Annotated in this window: 19 protein-coding genes and 2 pseudogenes; 12 read left to right on the top strand and 9 right to left on the bottom strand. The window is 58.4% G+C overall.

The window, feature by feature from the left end; all coding sequences use genetic code 11:
* The first annotated feature begins 139 nt into the window (after nt 1–139).
* From ACZ3HH_RS09720 to yccS, 6 genes are all read left to right on the top strand, one after another.
* Nucleotides 140–1,582: a TldD/PmbA family protein gene (locus ACZ3HH_RS09720; protein WP_465804215.1), complete on the top strand. Its 1,443-nt coding sequence runs from the start codon at nt 140–142 to the stop codon at nt 1,580–1,582.
* On the top strand, nt 1,582–2,922 hold the full coding sequence (locus tag ACZ3HH_RS09715) for a TldD/PmbA family protein (RefSeq protein WP_465804214.1): 1,341 nt from the start codon (nt 1,582–1,584) through the stop codon (nt 2,920–2,922). Before ACZ3HH_RS09720 ends, ACZ3HH_RS09715 begins: the two co-directional genes overlap by 1 nt.
* A gap of 112 nt (nt 2,923–3,034) precedes the next feature.
* Nucleotides 3,035–4,462, top strand: coding sequence for a multidrug transporter subunit MdtD (gene mdtD / locus ACZ3HH_RS09710; RefSeq protein WP_465804213.1), 1,428 nt, complete (start codon nt 3,035–3,037; stop codon nt 4,460–4,462).
* A gap of 262 nt (nt 4,463–4,724) precedes the next feature.
* Nucleotides 4,725–6,062, top strand: a complete 1,338-nt coding sequence (gene dbpA / locus ACZ3HH_RS09705) for an ATP-dependent RNA helicase DbpA (RefSeq protein ID WP_229768771.1) — start codon at nt 4,725–4,727, stop codon at nt 6,060–6,062.
* A gap of 148 nt (nt 6,063–6,210) precedes the next feature.
* Nucleotides 6,211–7,389 carry a BaiN/RdsA family NAD(P)/FAD-dependent oxidoreductase gene (locus ACZ3HH_RS09700; RefSeq protein WP_465804212.1) on the top strand — a complete coding sequence of 393 codons (1,179 nt, stop codon included), beginning with the start codon at nt 6,211–6,213 and terminating at the stop codon, nt 7,387–7,389.
* A gap of 272 nt (nt 7,390–7,661) precedes the next feature.
* Nucleotides 7,662–9,845, top strand: coding sequence for a YccS family putative transporter (yccS, locus tag ACZ3HH_RS09695; protein ID WP_465804211.1), 2,184 nt, complete (start codon nt 7,662–7,664; stop codon nt 9,843–9,845).
* Between the two features lie 129 nt (nt 9,846–9,974).
* Here the strand turns inward: yccS and ACZ3HH_RS09690 are convergent, their stop codons facing one another.
* The gene (locus tag ACZ3HH_RS09690; RefSeq protein ID WP_465804210.1) at nt 9,975–10,712 is read right to left on the bottom strand and encodes a substrate-binding periplasmic protein; all 738 of its coding nucleotides are present in this window, start codon (nt 10,710–10,712) and stop codon (nt 9,975–9,977) included.
* 259 nt (nt 10,713–10,971) lie between these two features.
* On the opposite strand from ACZ3HH_RS09690, the gene ACZ3HH_RS09685 reads away from it, so the two are divergent.
* Nucleotides 10,972–11,424: a GNAT family N-acetyltransferase gene (locus ACZ3HH_RS09685; RefSeq protein ID WP_465804209.1), complete on the top strand. Its 453-nt coding sequence runs from the start codon at nt 10,972–10,974 to the stop codon at nt 11,422–11,424.
* A 125-nt stretch (nt 11,425–11,549) separates the two neighbouring features.
* Here the strand turns inward: ACZ3HH_RS09685 and ACZ3HH_RS09680 are convergent, their stop codons facing one another.
* The 3 genes from ACZ3HH_RS09680 to ACZ3HH_RS09670 all read right to left on the bottom strand — a co-directional run bounded on the left by ACZ3HH_RS09680 (nt 11,550) and on the right by ACZ3HH_RS09670 (nt 14,608).
* Nucleotides 11,550–11,846, bottom strand: coding sequence for a winged helix-turn-helix domain-containing protein (locus ACZ3HH_RS09680; RefSeq protein WP_253546559.1), 297 nt, complete (start codon nt 11,844–11,846; stop codon nt 11,550–11,552).
* Between the two features lie 100 nt (nt 11,847–11,946).
* Entirely contained in the window at nt 11,947–12,438 is a 492-nt protein-coding gene (locus ACZ3HH_RS09675) for a M48 metallopeptidase family protein (RefSeq protein WP_123719645.1), read from the bottom strand.
* Nucleotides 12,439–12,484: 46 nt separating this feature from the next.
* Nucleotides 12,485–14,608 carry a putative bifunctional diguanylate cyclase/phosphodiesterase gene (locus tag ACZ3HH_RS09670; protein WP_465804208.1) on the bottom strand — a complete coding sequence of 708 codons (2,124 nt, stop codon included), beginning with the start codon at nt 14,606–14,608 and terminating at the stop codon, nt 12,485–12,487.
* Between the two features lie 316 nt (nt 14,609–14,924).
* On the opposite strand from ACZ3HH_RS09670, the gene ACZ3HH_RS09665 reads away from it, so the two are divergent.
* Both ACZ3HH_RS09665 and ACZ3HH_RS09660 read left to right on the top strand, forming a co-directional pair.
* Nucleotides 14,925–15,593, top strand: a complete 669-nt coding sequence (locus tag ACZ3HH_RS09665; protein WP_465804207.1) for a polysaccharide lyase family 7 protein — start codon at nt 14,925–14,927, stop codon at nt 15,591–15,593.
* Nucleotides 15,594–16,230: 637 nt separating this feature from the next.
* Nucleotides 16,231–16,524 carry a fructose-bisphosphate aldolase gene (locus ACZ3HH_RS09660; RefSeq protein ID WP_465804206.1) on the top strand — a complete coding sequence of 98 codons (294 nt, stop codon included), beginning with the start codon at nt 16,231–16,233 and terminating at the stop codon, nt 16,522–16,524.
* 357 nt (nt 16,525–16,881) lie between these two features.
* On the opposite strand, the gene ACZ3HH_RS09655 is transcribed toward ACZ3HH_RS09660, so the two are convergent.
* Nucleotides 16,882–17,121 carry a ubiquitin-like protein gene (locus ACZ3HH_RS09655; protein ID WP_465804205.1) on the bottom strand — a complete coding sequence of 80 codons (240 nt, stop codon included), beginning with the start codon at nt 17,119–17,121 and terminating at the stop codon, nt 16,882–16,884.
* A 212-nt stretch (nt 17,122–17,333) separates the two neighbouring features.
* Between ACZ3HH_RS09655 and ACZ3HH_RS09650 the strand changes: the two are divergent.
* Nucleotides 17,334–17,849: pseudogene (locus ACZ3HH_RS09650) on the top strand (transposase); the annotation flags it as partial.
* Between the two features lie 2 nt (nt 17,850–17,851).
* Here the strand turns inward: ACZ3HH_RS09650 and ACZ3HH_RS09645 are convergent.
* Nucleotides 17,852–18,005 (bottom strand): annotated as a pseudogene (locus ACZ3HH_RS09645) (class II fructose-bisphosphate aldolase); the annotation flags it as partial.
* Nucleotides 18,006–18,073: 68 nt separating this feature from the next.
* On the opposite strand from ACZ3HH_RS09645, the gene ACZ3HH_RS09640 reads away from it, so the two are divergent.
* Complete coding sequence (locus ACZ3HH_RS09640) at nt 18,074–18,325, top strand: helix-turn-helix domain-containing protein (protein ID WP_465804204.1); 252 nt, start codon at nt 18,074–18,076, stop codon at nt 18,323–18,325.
* Nucleotides 18,322–19,521 (top strand): type II toxin-antitoxin system HipA family toxin, encoded by a 1,200-nt coding sequence (locus ACZ3HH_RS09635; protein ID WP_465804203.1) that lies wholly within the window; start codon nt 18,322–18,324, stop codon nt 19,519–19,521. Before ACZ3HH_RS09640 ends, ACZ3HH_RS09635 begins: the two co-directional genes overlap by 4 nt.
* A gap of 67 nt (nt 19,522–19,588) precedes the next feature.
* On the opposite strand, the gene fba is transcribed toward ACZ3HH_RS09635, so the two are convergent.
* The 3 genes from fba to ACZ3HH_RS09620 form a co-directional block, all read right to left on the bottom strand.
* Entirely contained in the window at nt 19,589–20,653 is a 1,065-nt protein-coding gene (gene fba, locus ACZ3HH_RS09630) for a class II fructose-bisphosphate aldolase (RefSeq protein ID WP_465804202.1), read from the bottom strand.
* A 276-nt stretch (nt 20,654–20,929) separates the two neighbouring features.
* Nucleotides 20,930–21,262, bottom strand: coding sequence for an MliC family protein (locus tag ACZ3HH_RS09625; protein ID WP_038981062.1), 333 nt, complete (start codon nt 21,260–21,262; stop codon nt 20,930–20,932).
* 56 nt (nt 21,263–21,318) lie between these two features.
* On the bottom strand, nt 21,319–21,540 hold the full coding sequence (locus tag ACZ3HH_RS09620; RefSeq protein ID WP_123719649.1) for a hypothetical protein: 222 nt from the start codon (nt 21,538–21,540) through the stop codon (nt 21,319–21,321).
* Nucleotides 21,541–21,553 lie beyond the last annotated feature (13 nt).

Raw genomic sequence — 21,553 nt, 5'->3', positions numbered from 1 at the left:
TGCACTTTCTTAATCCTTCCCGAATCTGATCCAAACTTGATCCTCCCCCCGTGCAGGCCTACTCTAGCGCCACGCAATCGTTTCACTCCTCCCCTCGCAACACCGCTTCGTCGTCACGCCATACCAAGGAGGTTCCCGAATGTTCGATTTCCATCCCCAGCTCAAGCAGCGTTTTGCTGCCTTGCGCACGGGCGCTGAATTCTTTTCGCTGCGTTATGTGCGCGAGTCCGGCCAGTACCTGTCGGTGCGCAAGAACGTCGCCGAACCGCCAAGCCTGAGCCGCGATGAAGGCGCGATGCTGACCGTTCGGGTCAATGGCGTCGAAGCCTATGCCGCGACCAACGATCTGTCCCAATCCGGCCTGCAAGCCGCGCTGGAGAAAGCCGAGCAACAAGCCCGTCGACTCAAGCCTCACGCCCTGCTCGACCTGCGCGAGCAAGCCGTCTCCAGCGACCGCGCCGACTATTTCTCGCCCAACTTCGACCAACCCTTTCCGTCCCTGAGCGATTGCTACCAACTGCTCGGCGCCGAATCCGCCGCCGTGCCCAAGGACGAGCGGCTGGTGAACTGGCAGGCGAGCATCGGCATCACCAACGTCGAGCAAATCTACCTCAACAGCGCCGGCGCCGAACTGCGTCAGGCCCAGCGCTTCGTCTACCCGAGCGTGGACGTCACCGCCTACGACGGCAGCGACAGCCAGACCCGCACCCTCGGCCGCGAGAACTTCGGCCAGCAGGGCGGCTTTGATGTGATCAGCCGTTGCGGCCTGATCGGTGCCGGCCCGAAAGTCGCCGATCAGGCACTGCAATTGCTGCTGGCGCCAAACACCCCGCAAGGCCCGCGCGATCTGTTGCTGATGCCTGATCAGATGATGCTGCAGATCCACGAGTCCATCGGTCACCCGCTGGAACTGGACCGCATCTTGGGCGATGAGCGCAATTACGCCGGCACCAGTTTCGTCAAGGCAGAAGACTTCGGCAGCCTGCAATACGGCTCCGAACTGCTCAACGTGACGTTCGACCCGGACATCCCGGAACAGCTCGCCAGCTACGGGCATGACGACGATGGCACTGCCGCCAGCAAGCAATTTCTGATTAAAGAAGGTTTGTTGCTGCGGCCATTGGGCGGTGCGCTGTCGCAATTTCGCGCCGGCATGGATGGCGTTGCCAACAGCCGCGCGTGCGGCTGGAACCGTCCGCCGATCGACCGTATGGCCAACCTCAACATCGAGCCCGGCGATCAGCCGCTGGAACAACTGATCGGCAACATCGAGCACGGCATTTTGATGAGCACCAACCGTTCTTGGTCCATCGATGATGCGCGCAACAAGTTCCAGTTCGGTTGCGAATGGGGCCAGTTGATCGAAAACGGCGAACTCAAGGGTGTGGTGAAGAACCCGAACTACCGGGCGATTTCCGCACAGTTCTGGAAAAGCCTCAGCGCCGTCGGCGATGCCAACACCGTCAAAGTGCTAGGCACGCCGAACTGCGGCAAGGGCGAACCGAATCAGGTTATCCGCGTCGGCCATGCGTCGCCGGCCTGTGTGTTCAGCCATGTTGATGTGTTTGGAGGAGACGCCTGATGAGTACATCTAATAAAAGCCAGGCCGAATCCTTCAAGGCATTGGTCACTTGGTTGCGCGACGCGATTTGCGAACCAGAGCAGTTCACCCTCAGCTACGCCGCCGAGTCGTCGGCCTTCGTGCGCTTCAACCATGCCAAAGTCCGTCAGGCCGGGCAGGTGCAGCAGGCGAGTGTCGGGTTCAAACTGATTAACGAGGGTCGTCATGCCGATCTGAATATCACGCTGTCGGGCGACCCCGAAGTCGATCTTCAGCGTCTGGCCGAAGGCCTGCAACAGTTGCGCGAAACCCTGCCGCTGTTGCCTCAGGATCCGTACCTGCTGCTTAACCAGAACGACTGGCAGAGCAACAACGTGCAGGAGCATCCGCTACCGGACACCGAGCAAGTGGTCGCTGAAATCACTCAAGCTGCCGAGGGGCTGGATCTGGTCGGCTTCTATGCCGCCGGGCCGATCAGTCGCGGTTTCGCCAGCTCCTCGGGCGCGTTCGGCTGGCATCAGGCCAACAGTTTCAACTTCGATTTCAGCCTGTTTCATGAAAACGGTCAGGCAGTGAAAGCCAGTTATGCCGGGCACGACTGGAACAGCGAAGGGTTTGCCAAACGCTTCCAGCAGGCCCGCGAGCAACTGGCGTTTCTGGGTCGGCCATTGCGCACGCTGCCGCCCGGCGAATACCGCGCCTACCTGGCGCCGGCAGCACTGGAAGAAATCATGGGCATGTTGAGCTGGGGCGGGTTTTCGGCCCAGGCGATTGCCAGCAAACAGAGCCCGTTGCAGAAGTTCTACGCCAGCGAAACCTGTTTCAGCCCCGACGTAGGGTTGAGTGAGCAGATCAGCGGTTCCTTGAGCCCGGCGTTTTCCGACGAAGGTTATCCTCGCGATGATCTGGGGTTAATCACCAAAGGCATGGCCAATGCCCGACTGATCAGTTCCCGCAGCGCCGCTGAATACGACCTCACTGCCAACGGCGCCAGCAGCCATGAATACCCGACGGCGCTGGTCATGCAAGGCGGCAACCTGGAGCAGGCGGAGATCCTCAAGCGCCTCGGCACCGGGCTCTACATCAGCAACCTGTGGTACCTGAACTACTCGGACCAACCGGCGGCGCGCCTGACCGGCATGACCCGGTTTGCGACCTTCTGGGTCGAGAACGGCGAGATCCAGGCACCGGTCAGCACCATGCGTTTCGATGACAGCGTCTACAGCCTGCTCGGTTCGCAGCTGGAAGCGTTGACCCAGGAACGTGAGCTGATGTTGTCGGCCAGCACCTACAGTCAGCGGGCGACTGCTTCAGCGTTGTTGCCCGGCGCGCTCGTCAGCCGATTGACCCTGACACTGTAAAAAACATCGCGGGCAAGCCCGCTCCCACATGGACGGTGAGCATCCTGTGGGAGCGGGCTTGCCCGCGATGAAGCCACCACGGACTACCTGATTCACACAACCAAGAGGTCCCATGCCCAACCGCCCCCCCCTCGACGCTGTCACCGCCCGCTGGGTACCGTGGGTTGTGGCCATTGCCTTCTTCATGCAGTCCCTCGACGGGACGATCCTCAACACCGCCCTCCCCGCCATGGCCCGGGACCTGGCCGAAGACCCGCTGCGCATGCAGGGCGTAATCATCGCCTACATGCTCACCGTCGCCTTATTGATCCCCGCCTCCGGCTGGATCGCCGACCGCTTCGGCACCCGGAAAATTTTCTTCGGCGCGATCCTCCTGTTCAGCTTCGGCTCATTGCTCTGCGCTTTGTCGAGCACCCTGAGCATGCTCATCGGCGCCCGGGTGATCCAGGGCTTGGGCGGCGCCTTGATGCTGCCGGTCGGGCGACTGGTGGTGCTGCGCGCGTATCCGCGCTCGGATCTGGTGCGGATCATGGGGTTCATTACCATTCCCGGCCTGCTCGGCCCGCTGATCGGCCCGACCATGGGCGGCTGGATGGTGCAATACCTGACCTGGCACTGGATCTTCCTGATCAACCTGCCGGTGGGCGTCCTCGGTTGCTACGCGGTATGGAAATTCATCCCCGACCTGCGCGGCACTGAGCGCACCCGCTTCGATAGCCTGGGCTTTTTGCTGTTCGGCGCGGCGATGGTGCTGATCACCATTGCCATGGAAGGCCTCGGCGAACTGCACCTGCCGCACTTGCGGGTGATGTTGCTGCTGTTTGGCGGCATGGCGTGTCTGGCGGCATATTGGCTGCGGGCCGGGCACGTCGATAATCCGCTGTTTGCGCCATCGTTGTTCAAGACCCGGACCTTCGCCGTGGGCATCCTCGGCAATCTGTTCGCTCGCCTCGGCAGCGGTGCGTTGCCGTTCCTGGTGCCATTGCTGCTGCAAGTGGCGCTGGGTTACTCACCGTCACAGGCCGGGATGAGCATGCTGCCTCTGGCTGCGGCCGCGATGGTCGCCAAGTCGGTGGCGCGGCCGCTGATCGAACGTTTCGGCTACCGCACCGTGCTGACCGGCAATACGCTGGCGCTGGGGATCATGCTGGCAAGCATGGGCCTGGTCAGCGAGCAGACGCCGTATTGGCTGCTGCTGGCTCAGTTGGCAGTTCTAGGGGCGATCAACTCCTTGCAGTTCACCGCAATGAACACCGTCACCCTGATCGACCTCGACGACGCCAGCGCCAGCAGCGGCAACAGTTTGCTGTCGGTGGTCGCGCAATTATCCCTGAGCCTCGGTGTGGCCTGCGCCGGCGCCCTGCTCGGCGGCTTCACGGCGGAGATCGGCAACGACGGCGTGGACACGGTCCTGGGCGCGTTCCAGCTGACGTTTGTGACAGTCGGAATCATGGCGATGCTGGCTGCAACGATCTTCTCGCAGCTGTCTAGAACTGACGGACGGCGCGTCAGGGGTCCGGAAGAACACATCGAGCCTTAGTTTCCAGACGATAAGTGCCTGCGCTCGACCATGCTGCGTTGAAAACAGGCTCGAAATGCTCATTGGCTAAAGCCAAGTCGAGTGCGACCCCAGCCGTTTCTCGTCTATTTTCGCCTTGCCTGGTCTGCGCTCGGCGACTTCTCGTCTGGAAACTACGGGCGAATGGCCATGGGACTGATACACTGCGCGACATTTTGTTTTGCAGGCCCGTCCCGTGACCACCATCGCCACCGCTTTTAATACTTTGCCGCTGTCCGCCGCCATGCTGGCTAACCTCGACTCCCTCGGTTATGCCCAGATGACGCCGATCCAGGCGCAAAGCTTGCCGGTGATCCTCAAGGGGATGGACCTGATCGCCCAAGCCAAGACCGGCAGCGGCAAAACCGCCGCCTTCGGTATTGGCCTGCTGAACCCGATCAATCCGCGCTTCTTCGGTTGCCAGGCGCTGGTCATTTGCCCGACTCGCGAGCTGGCTGACCAGGTTGCCAAGGAAATCCGTCGTCTGGCCCGTGCCGAAGACAACATCAAGGTACTGACCCTGTGTGGCGGCGTGTCTTTCGGCCCGCAGATCGGCTCGCTGGAGCACGGCGCGCACATCATCGTCGGCACTCCGGGACGCATTCAGCAGCACCTGCGCAAGGGTTCACTGGTGCTTCATGGCCTGAACACGCTGATCCTCGATGAAGCCGACCGCATGCTCGACATGGGTTTCTACGATTCCATCGAAGAAATCATTGCCCAGACCCCGGAGCGCCGCCAGACCCTGCTGTTCTCCGCCACGTATCCGGTGGGCATCAAGCAACTGGCGTCGAAATTCATGCGCACTCCTCAGATCGTGAAGGCCGAGGCGTTCCACGACGATACGCAGATCGAGCAGCGCTTCTACGAGATCTCTCCGGAAGAGCGTATGGACGCGGTAGTCAAAGTCCTCGCGCATTTCCGTCCGGCGTCCTGCGTTGCCTTCTGCTTCACCAAGCAGCAGGTTCAGGAAACCGTTGATCACCTGACCTCCAAAGGCATCTCCGCCGTCGGTCTGCAGGGTGATCTGGAACAGCGTGACCGCGATCAGGTATTGGCCATGTTCGCCAACCGCAGCACTTCGGTGCTGGTCGCCACCGACGTCGCCGCGCGCGGTCTGGACATCGATATGCTGGACATGGTGATCAACGTCGAACTGGCCCGTGATTCGGAAATCCACATTCACCGTGTCGGCCGTACTGGCCGTGCCGGTGAGAAAGGCATCGCGATCAGCCTGGTCGCCCCGTCCGAAGCCCACCGCGCCCAGGCCATCGAGCAGCTGCAGAAGTCGCCGTTGAGCTGGGATCAGTTGGACAACCTCAAGTCCCAGGGCGGCGCACCGCTGCTGCCGGTGATGAGCACGCTGTGCATTGGTGCGGGCCGTAAAGACAAAGTTCGCCCGGGCGACATTCTCGGCGCACTGACCGGCGATGCCGGCATCCCGGGCGCCCAGGTCGGCAAGATTGCGATTTTCGACTTCCAGGCCTATGTGGCCGTGGAACGCGGGATCGCCAAGCAAGCCTTGCAGCGTTTGAACGACGGCAAAATCAAAGGCCGCTCGTTGCGCGTGCGCATCCTGTAATAACAGCGCACTTCCCTGTGGGAGCGGGCTTGCCCGCGATGAGGCCAGCACATTCAACATCAATGTTGTCTGTCAGTCCGCCATCGCGGGCAAGCCCGCTCCCACATTGGTTTGCCAGTGAATTTAAAATTTGGGTGAGGACACCGTTTTGCGCTCTACCGAAGTCGTGATCATTGGCGCTGGCGCCGCAGGGTTGATGTGTGCGCTGACCGCCGCCGAGCGCGGGCGCAAAGTGATGTTGCTCGACCATGCGAACAAGGCCGGCAAGAAAATCCTGATGTCGGGCGGTGGACGCTGCAATTTCACCAACATGTACACCGAACCGAGCAATTTCCTCTCGCAGAACGAACACTTCTGCAAATCCGCGCTGGCGCGCTACACCCAGTGGGATTTCATCGGTCTGGTGGCCAAACACGGCGTGCCGTATCACGAGAAGAAACTCGGCCAGTTATTCTGCGATAACAAATCCAGCGACATCCTCGGCCTGCTGCTCGACGAGTGCGATCAGGTCGGCGTCAGCCTGCACCTGGACACCTCGATCCAGCACATCGAAAAAATGGAAAGCGGCTACTTGCTGCAAACCACCCTCGACCAAATTACCTGTGAGTCTCTGGTGATCGCCACCGGAGGCCTGTCGATTCCGACCCTCGGCGCCACCGGTTTCGGTTATCAAGTGGCCAAGCAGTTCGGTCACGACCTGCTGCCGACCCGCGCCGGCCTCGTGCCGTTCACCATCACCGATCAGCTCAAGGAGCTTTGCACCGAGCTGTCCGGTACATCGGTGGATTGCCTGGTGAGCTGCAACGACCAGAGTTTCCGCGAGAACATCCTGTTCACCCACCGCGGCCTCAGCGGCCCGGCGATCTTGCAGATCTCGTCGTTCTGGGAGTCCGGCGACACGGTGGAAATCAACCTGATGCCGGATCACGACGTGCCTAGCTGGCTGCAACAGCAGCAGGCCGAACGTCCCAACAGTGAGCTGAAAACCCTGCTCGGTGAAATCTTCACCAAGAAGATGGCCAACCTGCTGGCGGACAACTGGTTCGTCTCCAAACCGATGAAGCAGTACACCCACGCCGAACTGGCGGACATCGCCGAAAAACTGGCGAGCTGGAAGGTCGTGCCGGCCGGCACCGAAGGCTACCGCACTGCTGAAGTGACCCTGGGCGGCGTCGATACGCGGGAAGTGTCGTCCAAGACCATGGAATCGCTGAAAAGCCCCGGCCTGTATTTCATCGGCGAGGTGCTCGACGTCACCGGGCATCTGGGCGGCTTCAATTTCCAGTGGGCCTGGGCCTCCGGTTACGCCGCCGCGCAGTACGCCTGACTCACGAAACCTGAATGTGAAATGCGGTCAATTGTGGGAGCTGGCTTGCCTGCGATAGCGGTCTGACAGTCAACATAGAGGTTGAATGTACCGGCCTCTTCGCGGGCAAGCCCGCTCCCACAGGTTTCTCTGCCAACCACAGAATTTTTGATCGGCAACAGATCCCTCGTACTCCGGGAACAGATTTTGCTGTCAGATGTGATCGGCGCCATTGCGTCGGCGTCATTAGTGGCTCAATTTAGCGTCATTGCCTCGGAAGGCCTTCGCACTTCATGTCATCGACCACATTTCGGCAGTCTCTGCGTCGCCTCTGGGCGCTGGATAAATTCAGCTACAGCGTTCGGGTATTCATTGCCCTGACCGGCAGCATGGCGCTGTGTTGGTATCAGGATGAAATGGGGCTGCTGATCCCGTTGTTCCTGGGGATCATCGCCAGCGCCTTGGCCGAAACGGACGACAGTTGGCAGGGTCGCCTCAACGCACTGGCCGTGACGCTGGTGTGTTTTATGGTCGCGGCCCTGTCCGTCGAACTGCTCTTCCCCTACCCCGTCCTCTTTATCATCGCTTTTGCACTGGCCAGCTTCTGCCTGACCATGCTCGGCGCGCTGGGCGAACGTTATGGCGCGATTGCTTCGGCGACGCTGATTCTGTCGGTCTACACCATGATCGGCGTGGACCAGCGCGGTGGCGCGGTCACTGATTTCTGGCACGAACCGGTGCTGCTGGTGGCCGGTGCGGCCTGGTACGGCTTGCTCTCGGTGCTGTGGCAGGCGCTGTTTTCCAACCAGCCGGTGCAGCAAAGCCTGGCGCGGCTGTTCCGTGAACTGGGTTACTACCTGAAGCTGAAATCGTCGTTGTTCGAACCGATCCGGCAGCTGGACGTGGAAGCGCAGCGGCTGGAACTGGCCCAACAGAACGGTCGGGTGGTGGCGGCCCTGAACGCCGCCAAGGAGATCATTCTGCATCGGGTCGGCGACGGTCGACCGGGCGTAAAAGTCAGCCGTTATCTGAAGCTGTACTTCCTCGCCCAGGATATCCACGAGCGCGCCAGTTCCTCGCACTACCCCTACAACGCGCTGGCCGAAGCATTCTTCCACAGCGACGTGCTATTCCGCTGTCAGCGCCTGCTGCGCCAGCAAGGCAAGGCTTGCCGCGCGCTGGCCGAATCGATCCAGATGCGCCAGCCGTTCACCTATGACGCAAGCTTCGCCGAGGCCCTGAGCGACTTGCACGCGTCCCTCGAACACCTGCGCATCCAGAGCAATCCGGCCTGGCGCGGTCTGCTGCGTTCATTGCGAGCATTGGCTGCCAACCTCGGCACCCTCGACCGTTTGCTCAGCGACGCCAGTAACCCTGATGCGCTCGCAGACGCCACCGATAGCAGCCTGCTCGACCGTTCGCCACGCAGCCTCAAGGATGTCTGGATACGTTTGCGCACGCAGCTGACGCCGACCTCATTATTGTTCCGCCACGCCCTGCGTCTGCCCCTGGCGTTGAGCATCGGCTACGGCATGGTGCATTTGATCCACCCATCGCAAGGTTACTGGATCATCCTCACCACGCTGTTTGTCTGTCAGCCGAACTACGGCGCCACCCGCCGCAAACTCGGGCAGCGAATCATTGGCACCGCCATTGGCCTGACCGTGGCCTGGGCGCTGTTTGATCTGTTCCCGAACCCGTTGATCCAGTCGAGCTTCGCCATTGTTGCCGGCGTGGTGTTCTTTACCAACCGCACCACCCGCTACACCCTGGCGACTGCCGCGATCACCCTCATGGTGCTGTTCTGCTTCAACCAGGTGGGCGATGGTTATGGGCTGCTTCTGCCGCGACTGTTCGATACCTTGCTCGGCAGCCTGATCGCCGGGCTGGCGGTATTCCTGTTCCTGCCGGACTGGCAGGGTCGACGCTTGAACAAAGTGCTGGCCAACACCCTGACCTGCAACAGCATTTACCTGCGCCAGATCATGCAGCAATACGCCGTCGGCAAAAGCGACGACCTGGCTTATCGCCTGGCCCGACGCAACGCGCACAACGCCGATGCCGCGTTGTCGACGACGCTGGCCAACATGCTGATGGAGCCGGGGCACTTCCGTAAGGAAGCGGATGTCGGGTTCCGTTTCCTGGTGCTGTCGCACACCTTGCTCAGCTATTTATCGGGGTTGGGAGCACACCGCGAAACCCAACTACCGTCGGATGTACGCGAGCATTTGATCGACGGCGCCGGTGTGAACCTGGCCGCCAGCCTCGACGAAATCGCCAAAGGCCTTACAAGCAAGCAGCCGGTTGCGATTCAGAGTGATGAGGAAGAAGCCCTGGCCAATACGCTTGAGCAGATGCCGGATGAGATCGATGAGGGGCAGCGGTTGGTGCAGACGCAACTGGCGCTGATCTGCCGGCAGCTGGGGCCGTTGCGGACGTTGGCGGCGCATCTCATTAAAGACACTAGCGAAGCCTGAGATTTGTAGTGACTGGCCTGACGTCATCGCGGGCAAGCCACGCTCCCACAGGTTTGTGCAAGTCCTGTGGGAGCCGGGCTTGCCCGCGATGAGGCCAGCAACTTCAACACAAACACCGGATCAACCCCATTACATCCCATGCTGCTTGAGCAACTTCTCATAACTCCCATCAGCCTTCATCGCCGCAATCTCACGGTCAAACCCGGCGACGATCTGTTCATGCTGCGGGTTCTTCAGGCTCACCAGAATATGCAGGCTGTTCTCGCTCAACGGCTTGGGCAAAAACTCCACGGCATTGCGCACCTTGGATGATTCCCGAGCCAGGTAATACCGGGCGACGAATTCGTCTTCCAGGGTCAGCTTGACCCGGTCGGCCGCGACCATGCGCACGGCCATGGCGAAGCTATGCACGGGGACTTTCTGCAGCGACACATCGTCGTCGAATGCTTGCGAGTAGGCATAACCGCGTACCACCGCTATCGGGTAGGTTTGCAGTTGTTGCAGGTTGCTGAATTCGATCGGCGCGTCTTTGCGCTTGAGAAAGCGCACACGGTTGAGCAGGTACTCACCGGAAAACTGCCCCAGCTTCGTGCGCTCCTCGGCGTACCAGGCGTTGACCAGCACGTCGTAACGCCCCTCGCCTACCCCAAACAAGGCTCGCGCCCACGGCACCTGTTCGAAATCACTGGCAAAACCGGCCCGGGCCAGCGCGGTGCTGACGATGTCTGTGGCCAATCCGCCATTGACCAACGTCGCGTCGGTAAAAGGTGGCCAGGAATCGGCTACCAGACGCAGCTTTTCCGCTGCCGCGCTCTGTGTCAGCAACAGCAATCCAATCAAAGCAAACGCTCGATGCAATCGCGGCATGCCAGAAAATCCTTAGCGGGCGGGTTGCCCGACGTGTTTCTCAGCCAAAACTCCAAGGCCCCTCTACCGGCGAAACCCAGGTCCTAACATTAGCTTATCGACAACATTGCACAGCGCTTCACCGCAGATTACACAAAGAAGACAATCTCGCGAGAAATGAATGATGGCATTTTGGCCTTTGTCACAGATTTCTCTGCCATCAAGACATCCCGCGTCAGGACGCCTAGTATCGAAGCAACGTTGTTCAGGGAATCTGAAGATGACAATCGATTGGGTCTGCAAACACCACAGCGATCTGGGGAAAGAGCAGCTGTACGCCATTTTGCAGTTGCGCGTCGAGGTGTTCGTCGTAGAGCAGAAATGCCTTTATCAGGACATCGATGGCCAGGACCTGGAAGGTGATACCCGCCATTTGATGGGCTGGGACGGGGATCGACTGGTGGCCTATCTGCGCTTGCTCGACCCGGAACTACAGGGCGGCGACGTAGTGGTTGGCCGGGTGATCATTGCTCCCGCTGCACGCGGCACCGGGCTTGGGCATGAGATGATGAGCCAGGCGTTGAAACAGGCCGAAAAGCACTGGCCTGAAGTGCCGATCTACCTCTCGGCCCAGGCGCATTTGCAGGGGTACTACGGACGGTACGGGTTTGTTGTGGTAGGCGAGGAATATTTGGAGGATGACATTCCGCATATCGGGATGCGTCGATCTTGAGGGCCTCTTCGCGGGCAAGCCCGCTCCCACAGGGATCTGTAGTGTGACTACCTTCTATGCCACACAGTTGAACCTTGTGGGAGCGGGCTTGCCCGCGAAGGCGTCAGCCCCGTCACCACAACAACTCAGGGATATTCCAACACTGCTTTAATCTGCCGCAGATTACGCTCGATCCAGCCCCGATCAATCGCCCCCCACTCGCGAATCCGATAGCTTCCTGCATGGTTACGCGCGCCTTCTTCCTGCTCGAATTCACAAACGATATCCAGATCCGCCAATGCCGCAATGGTGTCCTGGGCCGTGCGCCGGGGCATGCCGGTGACTTCGGTCAACGCCGGGACGCTGCTGGCCAGCCCGCTGTCGATCAGGTACGCCACGTATAACCGGCGGTAGAAGCTGCTTTTGGTCTTGCTCACGTCCATCCATGCGCTCCTTGTTAGAAGATCAAAAGATCGCAGCCTTTGGTAGCGCCCACAGGCACGTAGGGGCTGCCGAAGGCTGCGATCTTTTGATCTTGATTTTCTATTGCATCTCCCGCCACGTCAGGTACACCCGCAGATCGAACTCCACCTGGTGATACCCCGGCAACATGTGTTCGCACAACTTGTAGAACGCCTTGTTGTGATCCGACTCTTTGAAGTGCGCCAACTCATGCACCACGATCATTTTCAGAAACTGCGGCGCCGCGTCCTTGAACAACGAGGCGATGCGAATTTCTTTCTTGGCCTTGAGTTTGCCGCCCTGCACCCGGGAAATCGCAGTGTGCAGGCCGAGCGCGCGATGGGTCAGGTCCAGACGGTTGTCGAATAACACCTTGTCGATAGCCGGGGCATTACGCAGGTATTCCTGCTTGAGATCCAGGGCATAGGTGTACAGCGCCTTGTCGCTCTGCACCCCGTGCTTTTCCGGATAGCGCTGGCTCAGGTAATCGCCTAGCCGCCCTTCGGCGATCAGCTGGCGCACTTGGTCCTGCAAAGCAGCGGGATAGGCCTGGAGGTATTTCAACGCGGTCATTGGGGCGGCAACACGAGTCACGAAAAGATCGCCAAGTGTAACGAATTCAACTCGTCAGCGCGCTCCAGTCGAACGGTTCAACAAAGTGACGAGTGTCCTCGGCCATCAGCGGTCGCGCGACCAGGAACCCCTGCACGTACTGGCAACCGTTGGCTTGCAGCCATTCATATTGCGCCACTGTCTCCACCCCTTCGGCAATCACCAACAGACCGAACTGTTTGCACAGATCAATGACACTGCGTGCCAGCGCCGCATCCCGTTCGGACCCCGGTAACCGGGCGATCAAATGCCGGTCGAGTTTGAGCGTGTCCAGTTCCAGGTCGCGCAAGTGCGCCAGCGAACAGGCCCCGGAGCCAAAATCATCCAGCGCCACCCGCACTCCCAAATTGCGCAGCAAACGCAGCTGCTTGCGGGTTTCGTCGGGGTTAAGCATCAAGGCCTCTTCCGTGACCTCGACCTCCAGCTGCCGCGGCTTCAAACCATGACGTTCCAATACCTGGCGCAGCTCGGTGACCAGGTTGGGCAAACCGAACTGCGTGCTGCTCAAACTGACGCCCAGCACCAAGTCTTCGGCAAACAAGGTTTCCCAGGCTTTTCGCTGTTTGGCCCCTCGATGGTAAATCCAGCTGCCCAGGCGACTGATCAACCGCGCCTCTTCCAGCAACGGCAAAAACAGCCCCGGCGGAACATCGCCGACACTCGGATGCTGCCAACGCAGCAACGCCTCGAACCCGCGAATCTGCCCGTCGGCAATGGCCACTTGAGGCTGATACACCAGATTGAAATCTCGGTTCTCGATAGCCGTGCGCACGCTCTCTTCGAGCATCAGCCGCGAGCGCGCCCGGCCATTCATTTCGTGATCGTAGAAGCGATATTGCTGACGCCCGGCACGCTTGGCTTCGTACATGGCGATGTCGGACGCGCGCATCAACCCGTCGAGATTAGCGCCGCAATCGGGGTAAGTGGCAATGCCGATGCTGGCGCCCAGGGCGATGTCCATGCCTTCGATTTGCTGGCAGATCGATACCCGCTCGATGAGCTTCTCGGCAATCTTCGCCGCTTGCTCGGGGTGCTCAAGATCCAGCAGCGCGGTGAACTCATCGCCACCCATCCGCGCCAGAATATCGAAGGGCCTCAGGCAGGCCTTCAGCTGCTCGGACACCCAACGCAGCACCCGATCGCCAGCATCGTGGCCGAGGGAATCATTGACCCGCTTGAAGCCGTCGAGGTCCAGGTACAACAGCACCCACGTGCTGTCAGAGCGTTCGCCGCGCAGCAGCAGGTTTTCAACAGTCTGATAGAAGCCCCGGCGATTGAGCAGCCCGGTCAGCGGATCGGTCACCGCCTGGAACTCCAGCTGCTGATGCAGATGGCGCACCACCGACATGTCCAGCACCGTCACCACCATGGCCTGTTGCTCGGTGGGCAAAGGCGCGCAGGACAACGCCACCGGCACTTGCTGGCCGGGCGCCGTACGCAGTAACGCATCGTGCAGGCGCAGGGTCTCACCGCGTTTGTAGCCGGTAAACAATTCGGAGTCGGCCCAGATCGGAATGTGCGGTTTTTGCAGGAAGTCCAGAAACTCTTTGCCTTGCAGTTCGTGCACCGTGGCATTGAGCAGGCGAGACATTGCCGGGTTGGCAAAGCGAATCAGCCCATCCTCACCCACCACCAGAATGCCTTCGGCGGCGTTATCCAGCACCGAGGCATTGAAGGCTCGGGCGACTTCCAGGTCATGGCTCAACTGCTGCAAGGCACGGCGATTACGCTGATGCTCGAGCAGGGCCTGGACTTTGGGTTTGAGAATTTGCGGGTCAAACGGTTTGAACAGGTAATCCACCGCGCCACTGGCGTAGCCCTTGATCACGGCGTCCTGAGATTGTTCGTTGGCGGTAAGGAAAATGATCGGCGTGAGGCGGGTACGCTGGCTGCCACGCATCAAGTGCGCCACTTCGAAACCGTCCATACCTGGCATCTGCACATCCAGCAGCACCAGGTCGACGTCGTGTTCGAGCAACAGGCTGAGCGCTTCAAAGCCGGAAGCCGCGGTGATGACCTGCCAGTCCTGGCGCTGTAACAACGCGCGCATGCTGATCAGGTTTTCGGGGTAATCATCAACAATTAAAAGGATTGAGCTGCCTTCAGCTGGCGTAGGTTGTGCGCATTCCATGCTGCATCTCTTGTGCTGGACCTCAGGCCGGTCTCTTGTGAAAACCGGGCACATAGTGCGACTTCACTCTAGACCCGGATCCACGAAAGCAGAAGCAGCGAGAGTGCCATCACTTCGGTAAAGTTTCGCATAGCCGACTAACGGTCATTCCTACAGCCCCCGTAAACCGGGAGAGATGGCATTTCGACAGGATGTTGACGTCAACCATCTGCCAAACGGGCATTAACAAACAACCGTTCAACGCTTATAAAGACGGCCCGAAGGCGCGTGTTAGAGCTTCTGGCACGTGCGTACAGAAAAAAGTGGAAGCTCGAATATGATCGATCTCGCAACCTGGAACCTCAGCGTTCCTGTCGGCAGTCCGCCATACACCGTTGAAACAACCAAACTGGTGGACGGCTTCAAGGATCAATACTTCCACTCCGACACCGGCACCTTGTTTTTCTGGTCCCCGGTAACCGGCACCCGCACCGAAAACGCGGTTTACCCCCGAACCGAACTCCGCGAAACCTACAGCAACGGCACGCTGAAAAACTGGTACTACCCCGACGCGGACAACTCCCTGCGTGCGACCCTTACGGTCAGCAAGGTACCCAGCACGGGCAAGATCGTCATTGGTCAGATCCATGCCTACAAAAGCCAGAAGCCCATGGTGAAGCTCGAGTATCAATACAAGGACTCCAGCGAAACCGGAAACATCGTCGCCAAAGTCCGCATGCACCCCGACGACGACACCGCCCGGGTCATCACCATCGCCACCGGCGTGAAACTCAATCAGGAATTCTCCTACCTCATCCACCTCAGCCCCGGCGGTGCATTGGGCATCAGTGCGGCGGGTTACTCATGGGACACCGACATCAGCGCGATGTGGCGTGATAAACCGCTGTACTTCAAGGCTGGCGTTTATGTGCAGGACAACAGCGGGTATACCAGCGAAGGCGGAGAAGTGACGTTCAGCAAGCTGGATATTGATCACGATACGTAAGCGACTCGATCCCCTGTAGCGGCTGCCGAGCCTGCGAGGCTGCGTTCGGCCGCGAAGCGGTCGCAGTCCGGTGCATGCGTTTACCTGAAAAAACGCAGAGTCTGATTTTGCGACTGCTGCGCAGCCGAACGCAGGCTCGACAGCTGCTACGGACACCACAACAAACCGGGCATCCGCAAAACTCGTAGGATTGTTCCGACTGTGGCGAGGGAGCTTGCTCCCGCTGGGCTGCGAAGCAGCCCCAAACCCTGCCACCCAATTCCTCAGACACACCACACCGCCCGGTTTTACGACGGCTGCGCCGCCGAACGGGGGCAAGCCCCCTCGCCACACTGACCGTGCATGGTCCTACAGCCCGGTTGCAGCCGCCTGAGTCGCTGCCTAAAGTTGGTCTGTCGCTGACATCGTTGGCGATAGGGTTTCGCAGCCCTAGCGATACGTGTAGTAACCTAGCGCCCCGAAAAAAGACGGGCGCATCAGCGCACGTCCTCCTTTTTATGGTGGCTGTGTGTGGGAGACCTCCGGGTCTGCCGGGTTCCTCGTATCCTCGGTCTGCGAACCCGCACACAGCTACCACCCCATTCGATTCGCAGCGAACGGAAGTAGCTCTTCTTTTAGATTCGAGGAAGATTTACTTATGACCATGAACAACCCGCCCCGCCGCTTCACCCCCATGTCCCAATTCGCCACCGACTACCCCGTCCTGCTCATCGACAGCCACGCCCCGCTACGCGAACTTCACAACTGCGTCAGCGAACGCCTCAACGCCGTCCTCAAATACCTGAACCTCGTGGCCTGCACCAGCCTGCCTGACTACGCCGAGAACGACATCAACACGGTCACCAACATTGCGCGGATCATGATCCAGGACATTGCCGATGTGTTTGGGGTGATTGAACAGCGTGGGTTTGATACACCTAAAGATCAGTAATCAACTTTCAGGCGATAAAAAACCCGCAGTGCTGCGGGTTTTTGTTACGTGCTTCTAGAGTCGGCCCGGATCAACCTTCACTTCTTTAGGGTCCTTAGCATTTCCCCTCGAACACCCGTGATCTCGGCAGGGGCAGCGGGAGGTTTGCTATCCGACTTGGACTGAGTTTTTTTGTGTCTTCCGAGCTTGGCTTCCTTGTACTCATGTCTATTCACTCCATACTTAGTGGAAATTGGAGTTTGTTCAAATCAGTACAAATCGCCAACTAATAAAACTGACAGTTATTTAGATCAATTGGTGATAGACAGGGATTTTCAAATACCGATTAAATAAATCTGTCCCCTTTCCTTTTTGACATCACCCCCCTCGCAAACGAAGCATTAGATGCAACGTCGAATCTCCGACGATTTTATAATCAGATAACGTCCCCCCATCTTCGAGTTGCTTACCAGCAAAAATGAGACGTTGCTGATCAGGAGGAATTCCTTCTTTATCTTGGATTTTTGCCTTTACATTCTCGATGCTATCGCTGGGTTCCACTTCAACCGCAATAGACGTAATAGAGCCACCTTGTAATGTTCTTATAAAAATTTGCATACGAAACGCTCCGAATTTATTTGCCTTTCTGACTTGCAAACAGGATTACAACTTCCCTAGCAACATCCTCCATCACTTTCAAAACATTAACACCTGTTAGAAATAACGGTTTTTTATAAATTATTTGAGAAAGGGGACAGAAAGAGACAGAAAGGGGACAGATTTATTGGCAGCTATGCTTCCTTCATCACCTCAAGGACGTAGGAGGCTATATGCCAAGAATGGCACGTGTTGTATTACCCCAATATCCGCATCATGTCGTGCAGCGAGGCCATAACAAGCAGGTAGTATTCGCTGTACCAGAGGACTTCGAACGTTACCTCGCTAACTTGCGGGAGCTGAAGACACAACTTGATGTAAAAGTGTATGCCTTCTGCCTGATGACCAATCATGTCCATCTATTACTGGCGCCAGGAGATTCAGCTGCCGGTCTCGGGCAATTGATGAAAGGCCTGGCGGGCCGCATGACGCGTTATCGCAACAAGCTGGAAGGTCGTTCCGGCACGTTATGGGAGAGCCGTTACAAATCCAGTGTCGTTCAAACCGACACCTATTTACTGGCTTGCAGCCGATACATCGAACTCAACCCGGTGCGAGCGCAAATGGTTGAGCGCGCGCAGGACTATCCGTGGTCGAGCCTGCACCTACGATTCAACACTCTCCCAGCAGACAATTGGCTGGATGAAAATCCTGGCTTCATCGCACTCGGCACCTCTCAGGCCGAACGACTTGCCATGGCTACGGTTTGTTGGGTCACACGGACGTTGTAGTCGTAGTCGGTCGGGGTCTTGCCGTCTTCGCCGAAGGAGCCGTCCATCATCACCGAGCTGAAGCCCAGTTGAATGGAGCGCTGGCAGACCAGGGCTGGTGCCGTGGTCCCGGTGAAAAAAATGCTATCGACCGGATGTTGTGTATACGATACATTTAGCTATCAATGTTACGGTAACAGAACATGGACTATTCTCTGTTGATTACCCGCCTCGGCAACCAATTACGCCAAAAACGCATAAGCCGTGGCCTGACGCAAGCACAGATTGCCGAACTGGCGGGACTGACAAGATACAAAGTCATTGCTGTAGAGAAGGGCACCCTTTCTGTCGGCATGATCGCCTATGCGCGCGTCCTGGGCGCCCTGGATTGTGAACTCGCTGTCGTTCCGGCCGCTATGCCGACACTTGAAGAGCTTGGGGATTTGTTCGAATGAAAATGACCTCTCTCAAAGTCAGCACGCCAGAGGGAAATAGCGGCAGGCTTCTCACCAGTGCCGAGGGTTTCACTTTCCGATATCACGAAGATGCATTGCCCGGCATGGCAATCAGCTTGTCGATGCCCGTACGGCCTGACGAGTTTCGTCGGCGCGAACTGCACCCTATTTTTCAGATGAACCTGCCGGAAGGCTATGTACTGGAGCAGCTGCGCAATCGCTTGGCCAAAACTGTAAATGTCGATCCGATGCTGTTGCTGGCGCTTTCCGGCAGCACTTCGCCCATCGGCAGGGTTCAGGTGCGCTCTGAAGCGGTTGACGCCTTGCTGGAGGAACAACAGTTTCCGGGAGAAAAACTCGAAGAGATTCTGACGTGGGACGGTGCGGAAGATATCTTCGCTGGCATTCTTGATCGCTACATCCTGCGGGCAGGCATTTCAGGTGTTCAACCCAAGGTGTTGGTGCCGGAACAGCAAGAAACCGAATTCCCACGAGTGACATCGAAAACCTCGGACCTGATCATCAAAAGTGGCCGAGACGAATTTCCCGGTCTGGCGATCAACGAGTTCCTTTGTATGTCTATTGCGAAGGAGGCGGGTCTTCCCGTTCCTCAGTTTTACCTTTCCGATAATGCCAAGCTGTTTGTCATGCGTCGTTTTGACCGCGACGATCAACTCAACCCGATTGGCTTCGAAGACATGGCGGCGTTGATGGGGCTCTCGGCCGACCAGAAGTACAGCAAAAGTTATGCGGCAATCGCCAAGGCGGTTCGTGTGTTCTGCCCAGCAAAACACTTGCGGTCCTCCCTTGATCAACTCTTCGATAGCGTGGCCCTGAGTTGCATTGTAGGAAATGGCGACGCTCATTTGAAGAACTTCGGCCTGCTCTATTCCGAGCCGACGCAACGCGATGCTCGCCTGGCGCCGGCTTACGACATCGTCAACACTACGGCCTATATTCCGGAGGATGTTTTGGCGCTGGATCTGACGGGTAACAAATCAATGTTTGCCTCGCGGCAAGGGCTACTGGAGTTTGCGCACACCTGTGAGATCGAGCAACCCAAGGAGCGCATTCAGCGATTGCTTGCTGCACTTGAGGTGGTGCTTGAGCGTTATCCCCAGCATCGGGAAAAAGCGCCTCATGTAGTCAGTGCCATTGAGCAAGCGGCAGCGCCATTTTTTCTGACTTTCGGGTAGTTTTATTACCGCCCATAAAAAACCCGCATCGCTGCGGGTTTTTTATTGCCACTCAAACACTAAAGGCTTAATTCACCTTAGCGTTCAACTCACCGTTCAAATACCGCTGATACATCCCTTCCAACGAGATCGCTTTGATCTTCGAAGCATTACCCGCAGTACCAAACGCCTCATAACGCGCAATACACACATCACGCATCGCAGTCACAGTCGCGCCGAAGAACTTACGCGGATCGAACTCGCTAGGGTTGGTAGCCATCAGGCGACGCATCGCACCGGTGGATGCCAGACGCAGGTCGGTATCGATGTTGACCTTGCGCACGCCGTGCTTGATGCCTTCGACGATTTCCTCAACCGGTACGCCGTAGGTTTCTTTGATGTCGCCGCCGTACTGGTTGATGATCGCCAGCCACTCTTGCGGAACCGAAGACGAACCGTGCATCACCAGGTGGGTGTTCGGGATGCGTTTGTGGATTTCTTTGATGCGGTCGATGGCCAGCACGTCGCCGGTAGGTGGCTTGGTGAACTTGTAGGCGCCGTGGCTGGTGCCGATGGCGATGGCCAGGGCATCGACTTGGGTGCGTTTGACGAAGTCAGCGGCTTCTTCCGGGTCGGTCAGCATTTGGCTGTGATCCAGAACGCCTTCGGCGCCGATGCCGTCTTCTTCACCGGCCATGCCGGTTTCCAGCGAACCCAGGCAGCCCAGCTCGCCTTCTACCGATACGCCGCAGGCGTGAGCCATGGCAACAGTTTGTTGGGTAACGCGGACGTTGTAGTCGTAGTCGGTCGGGGTCTTGCCGTCTTCGCCGAGGGAACCGTCCATCATCACCGAGCTGAAGCCCAGTTGGATGGAGCGCTGGCAGACGTCAGGGCTGGTGCCGTGGTCCTGGTGCATGCACACCGGAATGTGCGGGAATTCTTCGATTGCCGCCAGGATCAGGTGACGCAGGAACGGTGCACCGGCGTATTTGCGAGCACCGGCCGAAGCCTGGACGATCACCGGGGAGTCAGTCTTGTCAGCGGCTTCCATGATGGCGCGCATCTGCTCAAGGTTGTTGACGTTGAAGGCTGGAACGCCGTAGCCGAACTCGGCTGCGTGGTCCAGCATCTGGCGCATGCTGATAAGTGCCATTGTGTGTGTCTCTCCCGGTTGAGGGTCGTTAATCGTGCCAGCCTGCCGTAGCGGCGGCGGCTATTCAAGTTATTGCAGATCGGGGGTTGGCCCGGGCTGCGAATTCGGTAATGCAAAATCTCAAGAACTACAGAGAACCACTGTGGGAGCGGCGGTGCGACGATTCGACTTGCTCGCGAATGCGGTTATACATTCAACATCTATGCAAGCTGATCCACCGCCTTCGCGAGCAAGCCCGCTCCCACATTTGGATCACTGTGAATCAAATCAATCGTCTTACTCGGCTTTACAACCGCGGCCAATCAAATCATTGGTGGCGACCCAGTACACCAGGCCTTCCTCACCTTTTACGTGAAACGCCAGCATGTCGTTGCTGTACAGCGAACCTTCGGCGCCCGGTTCAAGCTTCAAGCGGTAGACCTGATCGGCACCGCCCAGGCGCACGTCGACTTCCTTGCGGCTGACATCAGTGTAGCGCCAGAGCACTTTGGCCTGGCTGTCGCAGGTCCACGTAGTCCAACTGTCCGCAGGCTCGGCAGCGTTGAACAGGTTCAAATTGGCGCAACCTGCCAGCAATGCCAGTGCCGCAACGGCAATAAAGCGTTTCATCCGTGTTCCTCGACTGACGGCACACGCTGCCAGCCTTGAGTAAAGAGTCAGACCCCTCAAGGGCAACCATGTTCCTTGGCCGGGGTCTGTGTCTCATATTTGTCCAGGCCATCCGGCCCGGAACGCTTGTTGATCACCGGGTTGGTTTCCGCTTGCCAGTCGGCCTGGTAGCAGCCTTTTTCCTGTGTTTGCGGCGCGGGTTCCGGCGTGGCTTTCGGGTTACTCCCGCAAGCCGCCAGCATACCCGCGGCGATCAACAGCACTAAGGTCCTGACCATGTGAACACTCCTT

It is taken from the genome of Pseudomonas sp. PME37.24/025, assembly GCF_055556615.1.
This window is presented reverse-complemented; position numbering and strand designations above follow the sequence as displayed.

Bases quoted from the DNA above. Each gene is read 5' to 3' on its own strand.
- ACZ3HH_RS09660 (WP_465804206.1), top strand. From the start codon at position 16,231: ATGACCATGAACAACCCGCCCCGCCGCTTCACCCCCATGTCCCAATTC.
- ACZ3HH_RS09720 (WP_465804215.1), top strand. From the start codon at position 140: ATGTTCGATTTCCATCCCCAGCTCAAGCAGCGTTTTGCTGCCTTGCGC.
- ACZ3HH_RS09665 (WP_465804207.1), top strand. From the start codon at position 14,925: ATGATCGATCTCGCAACCTGGAACCTCAGCGTTCCTGTCGGCAGTCCG.
- yccS (WP_465804211.1), top strand. From the start codon at position 7,662: ATGTCATCGACCACATTTCGGCAGTCTCTGCGTCGCCTCTGGGCGCTG.
- ACZ3HH_RS09715 (WP_465804214.1), top strand. From the start codon at position 1,582: ATGAGTACATCTAATAAAAGCCAGGCCGAATCCTTCAAGGCATTGGTC.
- ACZ3HH_RS09670 (WP_465804208.1), bottom strand. From the start codon at position 14,608: ATGGAATGCGCACAACCTACGCCAGCTGAAGGCAGCTCAATCCTTTTA.
- fba (WP_465804202.1), bottom strand. From the start codon at position 20,653: ATGGCACTTATCAGCATGCGCCAGATGCTGGACCACGCAGCCGAGTTC.
- ACZ3HH_RS09635 (WP_465804203.1), top strand. From the start codon at position 18,322: ATGAAAATGACCTCTCTCAAAGTCAGCACGCCAGAGGGAAATAGCGGC.
- ACZ3HH_RS09655 (WP_465804205.1), bottom strand. From the start codon at position 17,121: ATGCAAATTTTTATAAGAACATTACAAGGTGGCTCTATTACGTCTATT.
- dbpA (WP_229768771.1), top strand. From the start codon at position 4,725: ATGCTGGCTAACCTCGACTCCCTCGGTTATGCCCAGATGACGCCGATC.
- ACZ3HH_RS09680 (WP_253546559.1), bottom strand. From the start codon at position 11,846: ATGGACGTGAGCAAGACCAAAAGCAGCTTCTACCGCCGGTTATACGTG.
- ACZ3HH_RS09620 (WP_123719649.1), bottom strand. From the start codon at position 21,540: ATGGTCAGGACCTTAGTGCTGTTGATCGCCGCGGGTATGCTGGCGGCT.
- ACZ3HH_RS09690 (WP_465804210.1), bottom strand. From the start codon at position 10,712: ATGCCGCGATTGCATCGAGCGTTTGCTTTGATTGGATTGCTGTTGCTG.
- ACZ3HH_RS09675 (WP_123719645.1), bottom strand. From the start codon at position 12,438: ATGACCGCGTTGAAATACCTCCAGGCCTATCCCGCTGCTTTGCAGGAC.
- ACZ3HH_RS09640 (WP_465804204.1), top strand. From the start codon at position 18,074: ATGGACTATTCTCTGTTGATTACCCGCCTCGGCAACCAATTACGCCAA.
- ACZ3HH_RS09685 (WP_465804209.1), top strand. From the start codon at position 10,972: ATGACAATCGATTGGGTCTGCAAACACCACAGCGATCTGGGGAAAGAG.
- mdtD (WP_465804213.1), top strand. From the start codon at position 3,035: ATGCCCAACCGCCCCCCCCTCGACGCTGTCACCGCCCGCTGGGTACCG.
- ACZ3HH_RS09625 (WP_038981062.1), bottom strand. From the start codon at position 21,262: ATGAAACGCTTTATTGCCGTTGCGGCACTGGCATTGCTGGCAGGTTGC.